The sequence below is a fragment of the Crossiella sp. NPDC003009 genome (assembly GCF_053591555.1).
This window is the reverse complement of record NZ_JBSFUA010000019.1, coordinates 47,744-65,129: the sequence shown is the minus strand read 5'-3', so window position 1 is coordinate 65,129 and position 17,386 is coordinate 47,744. Positions and strand designations below refer to the sequence as shown.

The 17,386-nt window shown below is 71.3% G+C and carries 14 protein-coding genes; 3 read left to right on the top strand and 11 right to left on the bottom strand.

The annotated features are described in order from the left end of the window. From glf to ACWDY5_RS21105, 4 genes are read right to left on the bottom strand one after another with little or no spacing between them, the layout of a single operon-like run. Positions 1-1,212, bottom strand: coding sequence for a UDP-galactopyranose mutase (gene glf / locus ACWDY5_RS21120; RefSeq protein WP_449723880.1), 1,212 nt, complete (start codon positions 1,210-1,212; stop codon positions 1-3). Continuing rightward, positions 1,209-3,482 carry a hypothetical protein gene (locus ACWDY5_RS21115; protein WP_449723879.1) on the bottom strand — a complete coding sequence of 758 codons (2,274 nt, stop codon included), beginning with the start codon at positions 3,480-3,482 and terminating at the stop codon, positions 1,209-1,211. Before ACWDY5_RS21115 ends, glf begins: the two co-directional genes overlap by 4 nt. Next, positions 3,479-3,862, bottom strand: coding sequence for a GtrA family protein (locus tag ACWDY5_RS21110; RefSeq protein WP_449723878.1), 384 nt, complete (start codon positions 3,860-3,862; stop codon positions 3,479-3,481). Before ACWDY5_RS21110 ends, ACWDY5_RS21115 begins: the two co-directional genes overlap by 4 nt. Then, positions 3,859-4,890, bottom strand: a complete 1,032-nt coding sequence (locus ACWDY5_RS21105; protein ID WP_449723877.1) for a glycosyltransferase family 2 protein — start codon at positions 4,888-4,890, stop codon at positions 3,859-3,861. The genes ACWDY5_RS21110 and ACWDY5_RS21105 overlap by 4 nt, the downstream gene beginning before the upstream one ends. Before the next feature lie 207 nt (positions 4,891-5,097). Here ACWDY5_RS21105 and ACWDY5_RS21100 point away from each other — a divergent pair, with 207 nt between their 5' ends. Next, positions 5,098-6,825: a PIG-L family deacetylase gene (locus tag ACWDY5_RS21100; protein WP_449723876.1), complete on the top strand. Its 1,728-nt coding sequence runs from the start codon at positions 5,098-5,100 to the stop codon at positions 6,823-6,825. Here the strand turns inward: ACWDY5_RS21100 and ACWDY5_RS21095 are convergent. Continuing rightward, positions 6,723-8,693 carry a DUF6541 family protein gene (locus ACWDY5_RS21095; protein ID WP_449723875.1) on the bottom strand — a complete coding sequence of 657 codons (1,971 nt, stop codon included), beginning with the start codon at positions 8,691-8,693 and terminating at the stop codon, positions 6,723-6,725. The genes ACWDY5_RS21100 and ACWDY5_RS21095 overlap by 103 nt on opposite strands. A 78-nt stretch (positions 8,694-8,771) precedes the next feature. Next, positions 8,772-10,736 (bottom strand): DUF6541 family protein, encoded by a 1,965-nt coding sequence (locus ACWDY5_RS21090; RefSeq protein WP_449723874.1) that lies wholly within the window; start codon positions 10,734-10,736, stop codon positions 8,772-8,774. A gap of 105 nt (positions 10,737-10,841) precedes the next feature. On the opposite strand from ACWDY5_RS21090, the gene lhgO reads away from it, so the two are divergent. Further along, positions 10,842-12,029: an L-2-hydroxyglutarate oxidase gene (gene lhgO / locus ACWDY5_RS21085; protein WP_449723873.1), complete on the top strand. Its 1,188-nt coding sequence runs from the start codon at positions 10,842-10,844 to the stop codon at positions 12,027-12,029. Position 12,030: 1 nt separating this feature from the next. Here the strand turns inward: lhgO and ACWDY5_RS21080 are convergent, their stop codons facing one another. Both ACWDY5_RS21080 and ACWDY5_RS21075 read right to left on the bottom strand, forming a co-directional pair. Then, positions 12,031-12,540 (bottom strand): DUF2304 family protein, encoded by a 510-nt coding sequence (locus tag ACWDY5_RS21080; RefSeq protein ID WP_449723872.1) that lies wholly within the window; start codon positions 12,538-12,540, stop codon positions 12,031-12,033. A gap of 3 nt (positions 12,541-12,543) precedes the next feature. Further along, positions 12,544-13,230, bottom strand: a complete 687-nt coding sequence (locus ACWDY5_RS21075) for a glycosyltransferase family 2 protein (protein WP_185001135.1) — start codon at positions 13,228-13,230, stop codon at positions 12,544-12,546. An 84-nt stretch (positions 13,231-13,314) separates the two neighbouring features. Here ACWDY5_RS21075 and ACWDY5_RS21070 point away from each other — a divergent pair, with 84 nt between their 5' ends. Continuing rightward, positions 13,315-14,259 (top strand): NAD-dependent epimerase/dehydratase family protein, encoded by a 945-nt coding sequence (locus ACWDY5_RS21070; protein ID WP_449723871.1) that lies wholly within the window; start codon positions 13,315-13,317, stop codon positions 14,257-14,259. Here ACWDY5_RS21070 and ACWDY5_RS21065 read toward each other — a convergent pair. Genes ACWDY5_RS21065 through ACWDY5_RS21055 form a run of 3 tightly spaced genes read right to left on the bottom strand, consistent with a single transcriptional unit; the run spans position 14,252 to position 17,333 of the window. Next, positions 14,252-15,565, bottom strand: a complete 1,314-nt coding sequence (locus tag ACWDY5_RS21065; RefSeq protein WP_449723870.1) for a lipopolysaccharide biosynthesis protein — start codon at positions 15,563-15,565, stop codon at positions 14,252-14,254. The two genes, ACWDY5_RS21070 and ACWDY5_RS21065, sit on opposite strands and share 8 nt — an antisense overlap. 15 nt (positions 15,566-15,580) lie before the next feature. After that, positions 15,581-16,462 carry a glycosyltransferase family 2 protein gene (locus ACWDY5_RS21060; protein ID WP_449723869.1) on the bottom strand — a complete coding sequence of 294 codons (882 nt, stop codon included), beginning with the start codon at positions 16,460-16,462 and terminating at the stop codon, positions 15,581-15,583. Between the two features lie 34 nt (positions 16,463-16,496). Continuing rightward, on the bottom strand, positions 16,497-17,333 hold the full coding sequence (locus ACWDY5_RS21055) for a Cof-type HAD-IIB family hydrolase (protein WP_449723868.1): 837 nt from the start codon (positions 17,331-17,333) through the stop codon (positions 16,497-16,499). Positions 17,334-17,386: the final 53 nt, after the last annotated feature.

Sequence of the window (17,386 nt, the reverse complement as noted above, 5' to 3'; positions counted from 1 at the left end):
TCAGTCCTCCAGGGAGCCGTCGAATGGACGACCCTCGGTGAAGTATGGGGCGATCTTGTTGTCGAACGCCGACAGCGCCGAGCCGATGGCCATGTGCATGTCGAGGTACTTGTAGGTGCCGAGGCGACCGCCGAAGATCACCTTGCGCTCCTTGGCCTCGGCCCTGGCCAGCTCGCGGTAGCGCTCGAGCTTCTGCCGGTCCTCAGCGGTGTTGATCGGGTAGTACGGCTCGTCGTCCTTCTCCGCCGCACGGGAGTACTCGCGGACGATGACCGTCTTGTCAGTCGGGTAGTCCCGCTCCGGGTGGAAGTGGCGGAACTCGTGGATCCGGGTGTACGGGGCGTCCGCGTCGTTGTAGTTCATCACCGCGGTGCCCTGGAAGTCGCCGATCGGCAGGACCTCGGGCACCAGGTCGACAGTGCGCCAGCCGAGCCAGCCCTCAGCGTAGTCGAAGTACCGGTCCAGCGGTCCGGTGTAGACGATCGGGGTCTCCGCCGGGATCTGGTCCTTGATGTCGAAGTAGTCCGTGGACAGCCGCACCTCGATGTTCGGGTGCTCGGCCATCTTCTCCAGCCACGCGGTGTAGCCGTTGACCGGCAGGCCCTCGTAGGTGTCGTTGAAGTACCGGTTGTTGAAGTTGTACCGGACCGGCAGGCGGCTGATGACCGCGGCGGGCAGTTCCTTGGGGTCGGTCTGCCACTGCTTCGCGGTGTAGTCCTTGACGAACGCCTCGTAGAGCGGGCGCCCGATCAGGGAGATCGCCTTCTCCTCGAGGTTCTGCGCTTCCTTGGTGTCGAACTCGGCGGCGTGCTCGGCCACCCAGGCCTTCGCGTCCTCCGGCGACATGTACTTGCCGACGAACTGGGAGATCAGGCCAAGACCCATCGGGAACTGGTAGGCCTGCCCGCCGTGCATGGCGAAGACGCGGTGCTGGTAGTCGGTGAACTCAGTGAACTGGCTCACGTAGTCCCACACGCGCTTGTTGGAGGTGTGGAAGAGGTGCGCCCCGTACTTGTGCACCTCGATACCCGTTTCGGGCTCGGCCTCCGAGTAGGCGTTGCCGCCGATGTGGTCGCGCCGATCGATCACCAGCACGCGCTTGTTCAGCTTGCTGGCTGTCTGTTCAGCGACAGTAAGGCCATAGAATCCGGAACCGACGACAATCAGGTCGTAACCCGCGAAGCTCACGGCAAGCCAGGGTACCGACGTCATCTGAAAGCTCCGAATCGGCCGTCGCCCGCCGTACGCCGGCGACTACGGAACCGGACCACGCACAGCGCGAGCGCGGCGAGCAGACCGGCCAGCGCCGAACCAATCCCGATCTTGTAGCCGGGTGGGTCCCAGTGCAGGCGCAGCTCACCGGAGCGCGTTCCCGCCGGCAGCTCCACCACCACCGTGCCTCCCGGCCCGTTACGCACCGCAACCGGTTGGTCGTTCACCGTCGCGGTGTAACCCGGCCAGTTCAGCCGCGCGAAAGTCAGCTCCGCCTTGCCGCCGGACTGCTCTGATCTGGTGAAACGCACCAGCTCAGTGCGCTGCCCGCGCTGCTGGTCGCTGATCACCCGCACCCCGCCGGAGACCTGGCTGAGCCGCCCCTCCGGCCAGTCCAGCGGGCGCACCCGCCGGAGCACTGTGACCGCATCGTTACTTTCCTCCACGCGCCAGCCGGGGTACACGACCGGCGGGTAGGCGGGGTCGGGCAGCCCGGCCAGCGGGTCCGGCTCGACCTTCGCGCCGGGCACCAGGGCCGGTTTGTGCTCCGGCGTGGTGAACAAGCTGCGCTGCACCACCACGGTCTCGACCCGCAGCAGGTCTGCGAGTGACGCTCCCGACTCGGTGGGCTGGAACAGCGCCGGGTAGGCCTTGCGGCAGGTGCCGCCGTAGAAGGTCAGGCACAGCGCCTTGTGCAGCGGCTTGAAGCCCATGCCGGTGTAGGCGGTGGGCGTGCCCACCCCGGCTGCGGCGTACATGTTGCCGAAGAGCACGTCCCGGTTCTCCCCGTTGGGCCCTGGCAGGCCGCGGTCGGCGAGCTGCACCGTGGTGCCGCGGTAGCGCTTGGCGAACTGCTCGTGCAGCTGCGCGGTGGAGGCGGGGAACTTGTAGGCGGCCACGTCGGCGTTGGCCGGCTGCCAGCCGGTCTGCAGCACCAGCACCAGCGCGGTGCCGCCGCACAGCACGGCCGCGCTCAGCCGCCCGGTCCACCGGCCGCCGCGGCGGGCGACCACCACCACCAGCGCGGTCAGCCCGGCGAGCAGGGCCAGCGACAGCAGGTGCCGCGCGGAGATCTTGGGCCAGGCCGAGAAGGCCAGGTAGCCGCTGAGCAGCAGGATGCCGCCGGTGGCCAGCACCCTGGCGCGCAGCCGGTCGGTGCGCAGGCCCGGGGTCAACAGCACCGCGGTGAGCACGGCCAGGGCCAGGAACAGCGACTCCACGTGCCGCAGCGGCCAGCGGAACATCCACAGGTTGGACGGACCGAGGCTGAGCAGCAGGTAGCCGGCCGCCACGGTGAACACCGCGGCCAGCTCCCGCCAGCGGCGCTTGAGCACGCCGAAGTCCAGCCAGGCCAGCAGCGGCAGCACGAACCAAGCGAAGTAGGTGGCGGGCACGGTCATCCGGTAGGCGCTGGGGTCGAAAGCGCGGATGCCGGGCAGGTGGCTGGGCAGGCTCAGGTTGAGCAGGTCGGTGAGGGAGGGCACCAGCTGGCCGATGTTGAACAGCTCCTTGCCGGTGCGCAGGCCCACCGCGGAGGCGCCCAGCAGCGGCAGGAACACCAGCGGCACCACCGCGGCCACGCAGACACCGACCAGCAGCACCCGGCGCAGCGCGGGTTTGTCCTTGCGCAGCCAGAACTCCACCAGCAGTCCGAACAGGACCGCGCACACGCCGAGCACGCCGTAGGGGTTGCCGTTGGTCACGCACAGCGCACCGAAGACGAAGGGCCACAACGGGTACAGCTCACCGCGCGCGCTGCGCCGGGCCGACCACCAGACGTGGGGCACCCAGGCGAAGGCCATCAGCCCGGCCACCCAGGTGCTCGCCTGGAAGTAGAGGGTGAAGCCGCCGAAGGGCAGCGCGGCGGCGAGCGCGGCACTGGCCCAGCGGGCCGCGCCGTACTCCCGGCAGAGCAGGTAGACCCCGAGCGCGAGCAGCACCAGGAACTCGGTCTTGACCACGGCGGCCGACAGCGCCAGGTCGTCGAGCCCGGCCACCAGCAGGTAGTTGGCCAGGTTGACCGGGTTCCACACGCCGAAGAGCGCCTCGGCGGCCAGGTTGCCGCCCATCCAGGAGTCGTTGTCCAGCAGCGGCGGCCAGTTCCCGGCCAGCAGCTGTTCACCCAGCCGGTGCCACATCGGCAGGAACTGGGCCGCGCTGTCGTCGGTGAAGTAGAAGTTCGGGTTGCGCAGCAAGGGCACCTGGGCGAGCAGCGCGACGAAGGCGGCCAGCCCGAGCGGCACGGCGGCGCGGTTGAGCCAGGATTTCACCGAGCGGCTGCCTTTTCCTTGCCCACCAACACCATCTGCGAGACCACGAAGGTCACCGGGATGGCCAGCACGGCCACCAGCAGCGGCGCGACGGTGGAGTTCATGCCGCCCAGGTCCACCAGCAGGTAGAGCCCGAGCGAGGTGATCGCGAAGTTGGCCGCGTTGGACAGCGGGAAGAGCAGGAACTTCCGCAGCGTCGGCTTGGTGCGGAAGGTGAAGTGGCAGTTGAGGAAGTAGGAGCCGACCATGGCCAGCAGGAAGGCCAGCACGTGCGCGGCCAGGTACGGCAGCACCAGGTGCAGGGCCAGGTAGAGGCCGTAGTAGACGCCGGTGTTGACCGCGCCGACCAGTGCGAAGCGCAGCACCCGCCCCGGGATCACCGCCGGACCGCCCACGGCGCGGTGGCCCGCTGGTGCAGCTCCTCGGAGTGCTCGACCGCCTTGGGGCCCAGCACGGTGAGCGCGGGCGGCTGCGGCTCGCTGGCCTCCTTGACCAGGAAGTGCGGGCGGCGCTTGGTCTCGTAGTAGATGCGGCCCAGGTACTCCCCGATCACGCCGAGGAAGAGCAACTGGATGCCGCCGAGCCCGGCGATGCCCACCATCAGCGTGGCGTAGCCCGGCGCGTCCACCCCGGTGAAGATCACGTCCACGGCCACGTACCCGGCGTAGAGGAAGGCCAGCACGGTGACCAGCACACCGAGGTAGATGGCGATCCGCAGCGGCCGGTTGTTGAACGAGACGACCCCGTCGATGCCGTAGTTGAGCAGCGAGCCGAAGCTCCACTTGGAGCTGCCGTGCTGCCGCGCCACGTTGTCGTAGTCCACGATCGCGGTGTCGAAGCCGATCCAAGAGAACAGGCCCTTGGAGAACCGGTTGTACTCGCCGAGGGAGAGCAGGGCGCGCACCGCGCGGTGGCTGAGCACCCGGAAGTCGCCGACCCCGTCCTTGAGGTCGACCTCGACCATCCGGTTGATCAGCCGGTAGTACAGCCGGGAGACCAAGGTGCGGGCCCGCCCGTCGCCGTCCCTGGTGCGCCGGGCCACCACCTGGTCGTGACCCTCGTCCAGCTTGGTCAGCATCGCGCCGAGCAGCTGCGGCGGGTGCTGGAGGTCGGCGTCCATGATCGCCACCGCGTGCCCGGAGGCCTCGCTGAGCCCGGCCAGCATGGCGGCTTCCTTGCCGAAGTTGCGGCTCAGCGCGAGGTAGCGGAACTGCGGGCTGAGCGCGCTGATCCGGCGCATCTCGGCCAGCGTGCCGTCGCTGCTGCCGTCGTCGACGAGCAGCACCTCGAAGTCGTCGGCCACCGTGGGCAGCACCTCAAGGAGGGTGGCGTGCAGCTGGGCCAGGCCCTGCTCCTCGTTGAAGCAGGGCACCACGACGGACAGGCGCCGACTTCTGGTTCGGGTCACGCTCCGGGGACGCTTCAGGTCGTCTTCAGGTTGCACCGTTATGGGGAACGAGTCCGATAAATGACTACGTTCGGTGTCATGCACCGCGTCCCGTTCCGCCATTGGGGAACTCTGCTGCTCGCTGGCGCGTTGGCCGTCGCGCTGATTTCCTGCACGAGCCCGCCTGCGCAGCCCACTCTGCCACCCGGCACGCCGGAAGCAAGGTTCATGCAGATCATCGCACACGCCGATGACGACATCATCTTCATGAACCCGGACTTGGCGGCCGGAATCAGGGCAAAGAAGCCGACCGTGGGCGTCTATCTCACCGCGGGCGAAACGGACAAGCCTGACGCGAATGGTTACGCAGCGCAACGGCAAGCTGGCACCCGGTCCGCATACGCGCGGATGGCCGGGGTGGCAGACGAGTGGCGGGCCGAGCGGCTGGACAGTGATCCTGATCACGGTGTGGAGCTGTACACGCTGGCGGCCAGGCCCGAGGTCCAGCTGGTGTTCGTGAACCTGCCGGAGGACAACGATCCGAGGGCCAACGGCGGCAAGCACGCGCTGACCCGGCTCTGGCTGGACCAGGCGGAGGCGCTGAAACTGCGCACGCTCACCCCGGCAGGCGGCCAGCTGCCCAGGCCGTACGAGTACACCAGGGGCCAGGTGATCCAGCTGCTGGTCGACCTGCTGGCCCGGTTCCGGCCCACCGTGCTGCGCGCGCAGGATCCCAGCCCCGACCCCAGGTACGCCAAGAACTGGGTCCGGTTCAACGACCACCCCGACCACGTGATCGCGGCCCGGCTGGCCGCGGCGGCGGTGCGGGAGTACCGGAAGGCCGGCGGCTCGGCGGTGGAGCTGAACTACCGCAACTACAACGTCGCCGAGGCCCCGGTGAACCTGTCCGGGGCCGAGCAGCGGGACAAGCTGGACACCTTCGGCGCGTACGTCCCGCACGACTCCGACGTCAGCCTCGGCGAGCCCTACGACGGCTGGCTGCGCCGCCAGTACCCGCGCTGGCCCACCGGCTCGACCTGGGCGGGTGCCGACGCGGACGGCTCGCGGTACGCCTTCGCGGTGCGCGCAGGCGAGCTGACCTTCTGGCGCCGCACCGGCAGTACCTGGTCCGGCCCTGCGCCGGTGGGCGGGGCCACGCTGAACCCCGGGGTGAGCGTGGCCGCGGACCGGCACGGCCGCCTGCACGTCTTCGCCCGCGACCGCGACTCCGACGAGGTGGTGGTGACCACGCCGGGCTCCTGGGCCTGGACCAGGCTGGGCAGCCCGAACGAGCGCGTCCTGCCCGGCAGGCGCGGCTCGGTCGGCGTGCCGGTGGCCGCCCGGGATGCCAGTGGCGCGCTGGTGGTGCTGGTGAAGAACGGCGGCGGCGGGGTGAGCGCGCTCCGGCAGTCCACGTCGGACACTTGGCCGACCGGCTGGCTGGACCTGGGCGGCACGGACGTGCAGGACGGCCTCGCGGTCGGCCCTGGGCTGACCGTGGCGGCGAGCACCCGCACCGGCGTGCTGCGCTGGCGGCAGCAGGGCGAGGGCTTCACCGCCGAGCCGCCGGTGCGCGGACCGCGACCGGCCGGGCCCCCGGTGGTCGGCGGCGGGCTGCTGGCCTACCCGGTCGAGGGCAGCGGCGCGCTGGCCATCGCCACCGGCGGCGAGGCGATGGTGCGGCCGGGCACCGAGGGCCTGTCCGGACTGGGCCTGGCGGTGACCGGCGACTCGGTGGTGCTGCACGGCAGGCGGGTGGACGGCTCGCTGGTGGTCGGCACCGGCAAGCCGGCCGGCCTGGCCTGGTCGGAGCTGCGCGGCGAGCTGGCCGACCAGGCGGCCGCGATCACCGGTCAGGACGGGGTGGAGCTGCTCGGCTTCGGCTTGACCGGCGAGCTGCTGACCACGACCGGCCCGCCCGGCGGCGTCTTCCCCGGCTGGTCGGCAGGGCGCTGACCGTCCGGCTCGGTCAGCTGGTAGATCTTGGCGTCCGGGTTCTCGTAGACCACCCGCAGCGAGCGCACCTTGTCCAGCTCGACCAGGCCGGGCGCGCGCTGCTGGCTGCCGGTGACAAAACCCTGGCCGATGAAGACGAACCGCACGCCCAGCGCCTTGGCCGCGGCGCGCACCTCGGGATCGGTGTCGTAGGCGTGGAAGCGTTCGCGCAGCAGCGGGCGCTCCTTGCCGAGACCGTCGCCTTCGGTGCCGGCCAGCGCATGCCCGAAGGCCGGGCGGACACCGGTGAGCGCCCACATCCAGGGCGAGCCGTCCTGGGCGTCGTTGAACACGATCTCGCCCGGCCGGACCAGCCCGGCCAGGTGGTTCATCGCCTGGTGCTCCAGGTCGGTGACCGTGGGGCCGCCGCCGAAGGTGATCGCCAGCCGGTTGCCGTTGCGCTGGTGGTAGAGCCCGTTGCTCAGGTAGCCGAACAGCAGCACGCTCAGCGCGGCGGCCACCAGCCCGATCCGGCGCGGCAGCGGCCGGCGCACCAGGTCCAGCACGGTGACCAGGCCCAGCGCGGTCACCGGCAGCACCGCGAGCAGGTACAGCGCGGCCAGCCGCCACTCGTCGTTCCACCAGGGCGCGGTCAGCAGGGCCACCCACGGGCCCTCGTAGGCCGCGGCGCCCACTGACAGCAGCCCGAAGCCCAGCGAGACGACCAGCAGCCACAGCAGCGGCAGCAGGCGGCGGAAGGCCAGCACGCCGATCACGAACGGCAGGATCAGCCACCACTGCGGCTCGTCGAAGGACCGGGTGAAGAACACCAGGCGCCCAAGGGCCTCCGGCACACCGCGCTGCACCGCCCAGTCGTAGGCGGGGCCGCCTGCCGCGCTCAGCGTGCCCAGCACGTGCGCGATGCCCAGTGCCAGCGCGCCGGCGACCAGCACGGCCAGGGTCAGCAGCTCACCGAGCGGGACCCGGCGGGCGGTCAGCCAGCGCTGGGCCAGCAGGCCGAGGCCGAACACCGCGGCCGCGATGGACACGCTCGGGTGGATCGCGGTCAGGCCGACCAGGGCCAGCGCGGTCACCGCGACCAGCGCGGGCCGCGGCGCGTCCAGCGCGCGGACCACCAGCGCGAGCGCGGTGGGCAGCAGCGCCACCCCGGTGGCGTACGGGTAGAGCGGGCCCCAGGTCAGCAGGTCGTAGGGGAAACCGGTGAAGGCGCAGCACAGCAACGCGGTCACCGCCACGATCGCCGCGCGCACCCGCAGCGTGCGCAGCAGGGCGGTCATGGACAGCGCGAACACCCCGATCAGCAGCGCGTTCATCGCGTTGAGCGCCTGCACCACGGTACTGGCGCCGAACTGGTGCACGGTGGCCACCACCAGGTGATAACCGTTGGGGTAGAAGTAGTTCTGCGCCGCGGGCTGGGCGATCACGTTGAGCCCACTGGGCGCGCTGTTGCCCGAGTCGGCGATGAACCGGACCGCGTTGCCGTGGAAGATCGCGTCCCAGAACTGCGGGATCGCGCTGAACCCCTTGCTGGCGAAGAACAACAGCCCCACGCCGACCCCGGCGGCCAGCGTCACCGAGCCGGCCACCACCAGGTGCTTGGACCGGGTCCACACCCGCTCCGGCTCGACCAGGCGACCGCGGATCACGGCCAGCCCCAGCGCGAACAGTGCGGCGCCGCCCAGCAGCACCCACGGCGACCAGCGCAGCCCCAGCGCGGGCGCCAGCGGCCCGAGCACCCCGGCCAACCCGTAGGTCAGCACCGGCGCGCCGGCCGCCAGCAGCCAGCCGCGCAAGCCGGCCGCCAGCCCGATCACCAGGCCGGGCAACAACAACAGCGCCGCGGACAGCGCCAACAACACAGCAGACATTTGTCTCCCCCCAAAGAACCCATCCCCGATGAGTCACGTTGGAAAAGGAAGGATCGTTGCCTTGCTGTGAGCCGGGCCTCAGCGGTCGTAGGCGCCCGGCTTGATCCGGTAGAGCCGGTCGTCCGGGCTGTCGTCGACCATCTCCAGCGACTTCACCATGTCCAGGCCGCGCAGGCCGTTGGCCCGCCGGTTGCCCGCCCGGATGAAGCCGGCGCTGACGTAGACGTACTCGACCTTCAGCTGCTTGGCCGCCTTGCGGACCTCGGCGTTGGTGTCGAACTCGTTGAACTTCTCCAGCAGCAGCTTGCGCGGCTGGTCCAGCGCCTCGTAGCTCTCCGGCGCCACCACGTGCCCGAACACCGGGGTCAGGCCGGCCAGCGCGCGCATCCAGGCCGAGCCGTCGAACGGGTCGTTCATCACCACGTGCCCAGGGCCGACGATCGGCTTGATCCGTTGCAGCGCGACCACCTCGCCCGGGGTCACCGTCTTGCCGTTGTACCAGCCCCAGCTCATCCGGGTGGCGTTGCGGGTGAGGTAGAAACCGCGGCTGGCCACGCCCACCACGCTCAGGATCACCAGCAGCAGCACCACCGGCTTGGCCAGCACCCGCAGCCTGGTCAGCCGGTCCCTGGTGCGCAGCTGGTGCAGCAGCCAGTCCCGGCTGATCAGCACGCCGTTCGCGGCGATGAGGATCAGGCCGATGGTGGCGATCGCGGCCAGCCGGAACCGGTCGTCCCACCAGGGCCTGGTCAGCGCGGAGACGATCGGGTGGTCGTAGGAGTAGGCCAGCATGGTCAGGAAGCCGAAGAACGCACAGCCCAGCAGGAACCAGGTGAACCGGCGCAGCCGCTTGATCCCGGCCAGGCCGATCAGCACGAACGGCACCAGGAACCACTGCGGGAACGGCGATCCGTGGTTGAGCGTGATCAGCTCGGCGATCGCGGCGGGCGGCGAGCCGACCGAAGCCCAGTTCACCGGCTCGTCCGCGCCGGCCGCGCCGAGCGCGCCGAGCAGGTGCGGCAGGCCGATCACCGCGGCCAGCACGCCGACCCCGGCCAGCGCGACCAGGCCGGGCACGACCTCCCTGCGGTGCCGGTACCAGAACTGGGCGACCTGGAAGACGGCGAAGCCGATCGCGATGAAGGCCGCGCTGGGGTGCAGGGCCACCAGGCCGACCGCGGCGATCGCGGTGAGCAGCAGCAGGCAGATCCGCCGGGTGGCCAGCACCTGGCCGAGCAGCACCAGGAAGGCGGGCACCAGCACCAGGCCGGTGGCGTAGGGCAGCAGCGGACCGCGCCACAGGATGTCCCACGGCACCGCGGAGAACGCCGCGCTCAGCGCCGCGGTCACCGCGGTGAGCAGCGCGGGCGCGCGCATCGAGCGCAGCAGCGCGACCAGGCCGGTGGTCAGGAACAGCGGCACCAGGAACAGCTGGGCGTTGAGCACCGCGGGCACGGTCGCGCCGGTGAGCTGGTAGACCGCCGCGGCGATCAGGTGGTAGCCGTTGGGGTAGAAGAAGCTGTCCAGGTTGTAGTTGTTGATCGCCTTGAGCGCGGCCGGGGTGCCGTCGCCGGAGTCGGCGATGAACCGGACCGCCGCGCCGTGGAAGACCGCGTCCCAGTCCTGGTGGATGGCCTGCAGGTTCCGCAGGCCGAGCAGGATCACGGCCCCGCCGAGCAGCACCGCGAACGCGGTCGCGCCGATCACGCCCCACTGCGCGCGCCGGGACCAGACCGGCAGCGGGTCCGTCTCCGGCCGCTGCGGGCGGCGGCCGCGCAGCCAGGCCGTCACCAGCTGGATCACCAGCACCAGCACGAACACCACGAGCGCGGCGCCGAGCAGGGTCATCGGCCCCCAGGACAACCCGAACTGCTTGGCGATCGGGCCGACCGCGCCGCCGATGCCGTAGGTCAGCAGCGGCGCCACCGCCACCAGCCGCCAGCCGCGCAGCCCACCGGCCGCCGCGATGGCCAGGCCGGGCCCGAACAGCAACAGCGCGTAGCCAAGCACCAGCGCGATGTCCGCGCCTGTCAGTGAAAGCACCTTTGGTCCCCGGTCTCGTCCCCCTGGCCACAGTCACCCCTGAGCCTACGGATCCGCCTGTTCGGCCCGCGCACCAGGCCGGACCGGGGCCGTACGGTGTCCGGTATGGCACACATCGCGGTGGTCGGCGGTGGCATCGTGGGGCTGGCCGTGGCGCACGAGCTGGCCGGCCGAGGGCAGCGGATCACCTTGCTGGAGAAGGAGAACGGCTTCGCCCGGCACCAGACCGGGCACAACAGCGGAGTGATCCACGCCGGGCTGTACTACGCCCCTGGCAGCTTCAAGGCCCGGATGTGCGTGGCGGGCAACACATCTATGGTCGCCTTCGCCAAGGAGCACGGGGTGGCCGTGCAGGTGTGCGGCAAGCTGGTGCTGGCCACCGAGCAGGCGGAGCTGCCCCGGTTGCGCGTGCTGCACGAGCGGGCGGCCGCGAACGGGGTGCCCGCCCGGCTGCTGAGTCCGGCCGAGGCCGCGGAGTACGAGCCGGCGGCGCGCTGCGTGGCCGCGCTGCGGGTGGAGTCCACCGGGATCATCGACTACCCGGGGGTGTGCGCGGCGCTGGTCCGGCTGCTCGGCGAGCGCGGGGCCGACCTGCGCACCGGGGCCGAGGTGCGCGCGGTGTACCCGAGGCCGGCGGGCGTGCTGCTGGTGACCGGCGGCGGCGAGGTACGGGCGGACGCGGTGGTCAACTGCGCCGGCCTGCACAGCGACCGGATCGCCCGGCTGGCCGGACGGCGTCCGTCGGCCCGGATCGTGCCCTTCCGCGGCGAGTACCACGAGCTGCGGCCGCAGGCCCGGCACCTGGTGCGCGGCCTGATCTACCCGGTGCCCGACCCCCGGTTCCCGTTCCTGGGCGTGCACCTGACCCGGATGCTCGACGGCGGCGTGCACGCGGGCCCCAACGCGGTGCTCGCGCTGCGCCGGGAGGGTTACCGGTGGCGGGACCTCTCACCCAGGGACCTGGCCGACACGCTGCGATTTCCCGGCTTCTGGCGGCTGGCCCGCAAGCACACCCGCACCGGCGCGCAGGAGATGCTGCGCTCGTTCTCCAAGCGCCTGTTCGCGGCCAGCCTGGCTCGGCTGGTGCCCGGGGTGACCGCCGCCGACCTGGTGCCAGCCGAGGCCGGGGTGCGCGCGCAGGCGCTGCGCCCGGACGGCGGGCTGGTCGAGGACTTCCTGATCGACCGCGCGCCCCGGCAGGTGCACGTGCTGAACGCGCCGTCCCCGGCCGCGACCAGCGCGCTGGAGATCGGCCGCCACGTCGCGGACGAGGTGGCGGCCGTGCTCCCGTGAGTTAAGCGGTGACCGAGCTGATCTTGGCTTCGGACTTGGCCGTCGTGGACGCGGCGGGCTTCTCCACGGCGGTGGCCTCGGCGGCCTCGGCCTCGGCGACCGTCGGGTCGGTGTCCTCCGGCTCGTGCGCCGGCTGCGGGGCGACCGCGGCGGTGAACACGTTCAGCCCGCGCTCCCGGTTGACCAGCTCGGCCTCGCGGATGGCGATGGCGCGGGCCAGGTCGGTGAAGCGCTGGTCGATCCCGCGGAAACGCAGGTAGGTGTTGAACGCCAGGAAGATGAACGCCACCGCCAGCAGGTACAGCAGCAGGTCGGCGCCCCGGCCGACCCCGACCAGCTTGGCGGCCACGGTGAGGTCGTCCGGCCGGGCCACCGCGTACACGCAGAAGGCGATGAAGCCGAAGAACGCGATCCGCTTGCCCGCCTGCATCCGCACGCTGTGCCTGCGCCGGGTGAAGAAGAACAGCAGGATGACCACGGAGAAGAGGAGGACGAGCTGGATGATGAGCATTGCCTAGTTCCCCCGCTGCTTGACCGAGAGGTCGAACAGGATGTTGACCCCATTGACCAGGGACTGTCCCTTGGACATGGAGTACTCGGTGTAGAGGATCGTCACCGGCACCTCCTTGACCCGGACGTTGGCCACGGAGAGGAACGAGACGATCTCCGAGGCGTGCGCCATGCCGTTCATGGAGATGCGCAGGCGCTCGACCACCGGGCGGCTGAACACCCGCAGGCCGTTGTGCGCGTCGGTGAGCTGCAGCTTGCGTGCCTTCGGGCTCAGCGCGACCACCGTGCGCAGCACCACCCGCTTGATCCACGGGACGGTGACCGCCTTGTTGAGGAAGCGGGAACCGAGCGCGACATCGCAGCTGCCCGACTTGACCTCGGCGATCATGGCCAGCGCGTCTTCCACGCGGTGCTGACCGTCGGCGTCGAAGGTGATGAAGTACTTCGCCCCCGGCCTGCCCAGCGCGTACGACAGCCCGGTCTGCAGGGCAGCGCCCTGCCCGAGGTTCACCGGGTGCCGGACGAGGTGCGCACCCGTGCGGGCGATCTCCTCGGCGGACCGGTCGGCGCTCCCGTCGTCCACGCAGACGATGTTGGGAAAGGTCTTCCTGGTGTTCTCGACTACCTCGGCGATGACCTTGTCTTCGTTGTAGACGGGTACGACCACCCAGACGTCGTCGTGGTCAGACATTGCCGTAAGGCTCCAAATCAGGCGGACGACACGACCGGGCTATGGTAGTTCAACCAGCTTGACACGGTTCACAAGGGGCGTTCTATGCGAGTTCTGGTCACGGGGGGCGCCGGTTTCATCGGCTCCAATCTGAGCGATCGGCTGCTGACCGAGGGTCACCAGGTGACCGTGTTCGACGACCTGTCCAACGGCCGCCTGGCCAACCTGGACGGGGCCATGGGCAACGAGCGGTTCCGGTTCGTCGAGCTGGACGTGACCGGCCCCGATCTGGCCGCGGCCGTCGCCGAGGCGGCGCCCGAGGTGATCTTCCACCTGGCCGCCCAGGTGGACGTGCGGGCCAGCGTGGCCGACCCGCTGCACGACGCCAAGGTCAACGTGCTGGGCACGGTCGCCGTGCTGGAGGCCGCCCGCGCGGCAGGCACCCGCAAGGTGCTCTTCGCCTCCTCGGTGGCCATCTACGGGCCGACCACCGACCTGCCGGTGGCCGAGACCGCGCCGACCAACCCGCTCTCGCCCTACGCCAGCAGCAAGCTCACCGGCGAGACCTACCTGCGCCAGTACCGGCAGCTGCACGGCCTGGACTACACCGCGCTGGCCTTCGGCAACGTCTACGGCCCGCGCCAGGACCCGCACGGCGAGGCGGGCGTGGTGGCGATCTTCGCGGGCGCGCTGACCAGCGGCGGGCCCACCAAGGTCTTCGGCAAGGGCGACAACACCCGCGACTACATCTACGTCGGCGACATCGTGGACGCGCTGGTCAAGGCCAGTGGCGAGGCAGGCGGCGGCCGCCGGTTCAACCTGGGCACCGGGGTGGAGACCTCCGACCTGGAGCTGCACCGCGTGGTGGCCAGGGCCGCCGGCGTGGACCGCGAGCCGGAGTTCGCCCCGGCCCGGCCGGGCGACCTGGCCGCGATGGTGCTGGACTCCTCGGCCGCGCACGCCGAGCTGGGCTGGAAGCCGGCCACCGACCTGGCCACCGGCGTGGCCAACGTGGTGGCCTGGGCGCGGGAACGGGCCGGACTCAGCTGACCCCGACCGGCGCGCGGTCCCGGACCGCGCGCCACAGCCCGCCCGCGGTCACCAGCGCCACCAGCAGCGGCCCGGCCAGCTGGGCGACCACCGCGGTGCCGATCGGCTCGCCCGGCAGCAGCATGATCGCGACCAGCACCGCGGTGCCGATCACCCAGCCGATCGTGACCACCCGGTGCCTGCCGACGGCCACCAGTGCCGGCTGGAGCACCTGGGCGATCATCAGCAGTACGGTCGAGAGCCCGAGCAGGCCCATGACCAGCGCGGACGGCGGCACTTTCGCCTGGAAGAAGGCGACCACCAGCCAAGGCCCGACCAGCGCGGACAGCAGCGCGCCGGGCAGCCCGACCCCGGCCACGGCGAGCAGGATGAGCCCGACCCGGCGGCGCACCTCGGCCAGGTCGCCGCGCACCGCGGCCGCGGTCAGCCCGGGCAGCATCATCGCCTGCACCGGCCCGAACAGCAGCAACGGCACCCGGGTGAGCACGAAGGCGTAGCCGAAGGCGACGGCCACCGCGGGCGCCTCCGGCATCCGGCCGGTGACCACCAGCGGGGCCAGGTTGGCCACCAGCTGGGCGAGCAGGGTGGCCAGGCCGAGCAGCGCCAGCCCGTGCGCGATGGTCCGGGTGCTGTGCCCGGCGAGCACGGCGGCCGCGTTGGCCGGGTCGGCGGGTTCGGCGGGTTCGGCGGTGATCTTGGTCGCGGCCAGCGCCCGGCGCAGCCAGGGCAGCGCGACCAGCAGCGCGAAGGCGCCACCGAGGGCGAAGATCAGCCCGTAGCCGTCGACCGTGGCGTAACCGAGCAGGGCCAGCGCCAGACAGGGCAGCAACCGGGTGAGCCCCTCGGTGGCCAGGCTGGCCGCGTAGCCGGTGAACTGCTGACCGGCGGCCAGCAGCCCGCGGGCGAAGAAGATGGCGGCCGAGGCCAGCGTGCCCAGCACGATCCACAGCAGCAGCGAGGAGTGCCCGCCGAGGTTGCGCTCCACCAGGATCGGCGAGATGGCCAGCACCACCAGCACCGTCACCCCGGCCAGCCCGGCGCCGAGCAGCGCGGCCCGCCGGATCCCCGGCCTCGGGTCCACGCCGGCGGCAGTCCCGCTGCTGAGCACCCGGTTGGTCTCCTGCTCCAGCGCCACGAACAGGCCCGGCCCGATGATGTTGATGATCAGGTAGAGGCCGAGCACCCCGGCCTGGTCGCTCGGGGTCAGGGTCGCGCCGACCACGGCGAGGAAACCGAACCCGGACGCGCCGAGCACCGCGAGCCCGAGTCCCATGAGCACCGCGGTGCGCGCGGAGGAGTTAGCCACGCCCCAACCCTAGGGTCAGCGCAGGGCGTGCCCGAGGAGGGTCCGGACTGCCGCCCCCTGCCCCGAAGCCACCGCGCCGGGCAGCTGGGTGAGCGCGTTCAGCCGGGAGAACAACCGGCGCTTCGCGGCCTTGGCCGCCTGGTGCCAGCCGCGCTCGCGCAGCTCGGCCTCGATCTGGGCGAAGTAGTCCCGCTCCTGCTCGAACCGCTGCCCGGTCTTGGCCGCGGAACTGGAGTGCCCGGCCCGGTGCCGCCGGTACTGGAACGCGGGCTCCTCGCCGACGACCAGGGAACCGCCCTGCAGCAGCACGTCGATGACCAGTCCCAGGTCGTGCACCGCGTCGGTGCCCTCCCGGAACGGCAGGTGCGCGGTGAGGTCGCGGTGGTAGGCGATGGCCGGGGTGTAGAGCCAGTTACCGCGCAGCAGGCTGACCGCGGCCGCCTCGCCGAGCAGCTCGGTCTCCTTCTTGCCCGGACCGGCCAGCGCCTTGACCCGGTCCGGCAGCGGCAGGAACGGCTGGTCGGCCTCGTCGATCACTTGCACGCCCGGCTGCACCAGCGCGGCGTCCGGATACCGCTGCAGCAGCTCGGCGAGCTGGGTGCCGTAGTTGGGCAGCAGCAGGTCGTCCGCGCCCATCACCACGAACCGCTCGCGCTCGGCCAGCTGCACACAGCGGAAGTGGTTGCCCGCGGTGCCCAGGTTGGTCTCGTTGCGGTGGTAGACGATGCGGTCGTCGCCGAGCTCGGCGATCCGCTTCTCCACCGCGGGCCCGTCGGGGTAGCAGTCCTCGACGATGACCAGCCGCCAGTCGGTGTCCACCAGCGCGCGGACGCTGTGCACCGCCCTCATCAGGTAGTCCGGATCGCCGTAGTACGGAATGAGAACGTCGAGCGCCATCACCGGGCAGATGCTAGTGGTAAGCCCGGCTCGGTCAGAACCAGCGTTCCAGCACCGCGGCCACCCCGTCCTCGGAGTTGCTCGCGGTCACCTCGTCGGCCAGCGCCACCAGCTCGGGCAACCCGTTGCCCATGGCCACCCCGCAACCGGCCCACTTGATCATCTCCAGGTCGTTGGCCATGTCGCCGAAGGCGAGCACATCGGCCTGCGCCACCCCGAGCTGCTCGGCCACCCAGGCCAGCCCGGTCGCCTTGGTGATGCCGGGCGAGGCCAGCTCGATCAGCCCGGCCGAGGTGGAGAAGGTGATCCCCACCGCCCCGGCCAGCACCGCCTCGGCCGCCGCGCTCATCTCCTCGCTGGTCATCCCCTCGTGCCGGACCAGCAGCTTGATCGCCGGGTGCCCGAGCACCTCGGCCCGGCTGACCTCCACCGACCGCGACTCCGGCCACGCGTGCGTGTACCCGTTCTCGGCCAGGAAGGCCCCGTAGGGCTGGTCGGGCACAAAGGTCGGCGCCGCCCCATCCGGCGCCCGCTCCACCGCGAACGCACAACCCGGGATCGCCTTGAGCAACGCCGAAGCCACATCCCCGAGCAGCGGCGGCTCGAGCAACCAGCTCCGCACCACCCGCCGCTCCCCCACGTCGTAGACCAGGGCGCCGTTGGCGGTCACCGCGTACCCGTCCAGCTCCAGCTCATCGCTGATCAGGTGCACCCACCGCGGCGGCCTGCCGGTGGCCAGCACGAACGGCACCCCGTCCGCGCGCACCGCGGCCACCGCCCGCCGGGTGCGATCACTGATGCGGTCCAGCGGGTCGATCAGGGTTCCGTCCACGTCAGATGCCACCAGCAACGGTTTGCGCACGCCGTTCATCCTGCCTGACCAGGGCACGGTCGCAGCCGGTTCGGCGCTGTGATCCTGCGCCG

Excerpts from the sequence above, each read along its gene's own strand:
- glf (WP_449723880.1), bottom strand. The coding sequence starts at position 1,212 with ATGACGTCGGTACCCTGGCTTGCCGTGAGCTTCGCGGGTTACGACCTG.
- ACWDY5_RS21100 (WP_449723876.1), top strand. The coding sequence starts at position 5,098 with ATGCAGATCATCGCACACGCCGATGACGACATCATCTTCATGAACCCG.
- ACWDY5_RS21095 (WP_449723875.1), bottom strand. The coding sequence starts at position 8,693 with ATGTCTGCTGTGTTGTTGGCGCTGTCCGCGGCGCTGTTGTTGTTGCCC.
- lhgO (WP_449723873.1), top strand. The coding sequence starts at position 10,842 with ATGGCACACATCGCGGTGGTCGGCGGTGGCATCGTGGGGCTGGCCGTG.
- ACWDY5_RS21080 (WP_449723872.1), bottom strand. The coding sequence starts at position 12,540 with ATGCTCATCATCCAGCTCGTCCTCCTCTTCTCCGTGGTCATCCTGCTG.
- ACWDY5_RS21075 (WP_185001135.1), bottom strand. The coding sequence starts at position 13,230 with ATGTCTGACCACGACGACGTCTGGGTGGTCGTACCCGTCTACAACGAA.
- ACWDY5_RS21070 (WP_449723871.1), top strand. The coding sequence starts at position 13,315 with ATGCGAGTTCTGGTCACGGGGGGCGCCGGTTTCATCGGCTCCAATCTG.
- ACWDY5_RS21060 (WP_449723869.1), bottom strand. The coding sequence starts at position 16,462 with ATGGCGCTCGACGTTCTCATTCCGTACTACGGCGATCCGGACTACCTG.
- ACWDY5_RS21055 (WP_449723868.1), bottom strand. The coding sequence starts at position 17,333 with ATGAACGGCGTGCGCAAACCGTTGCTGGTGGCATCTGACGTGGACGGA.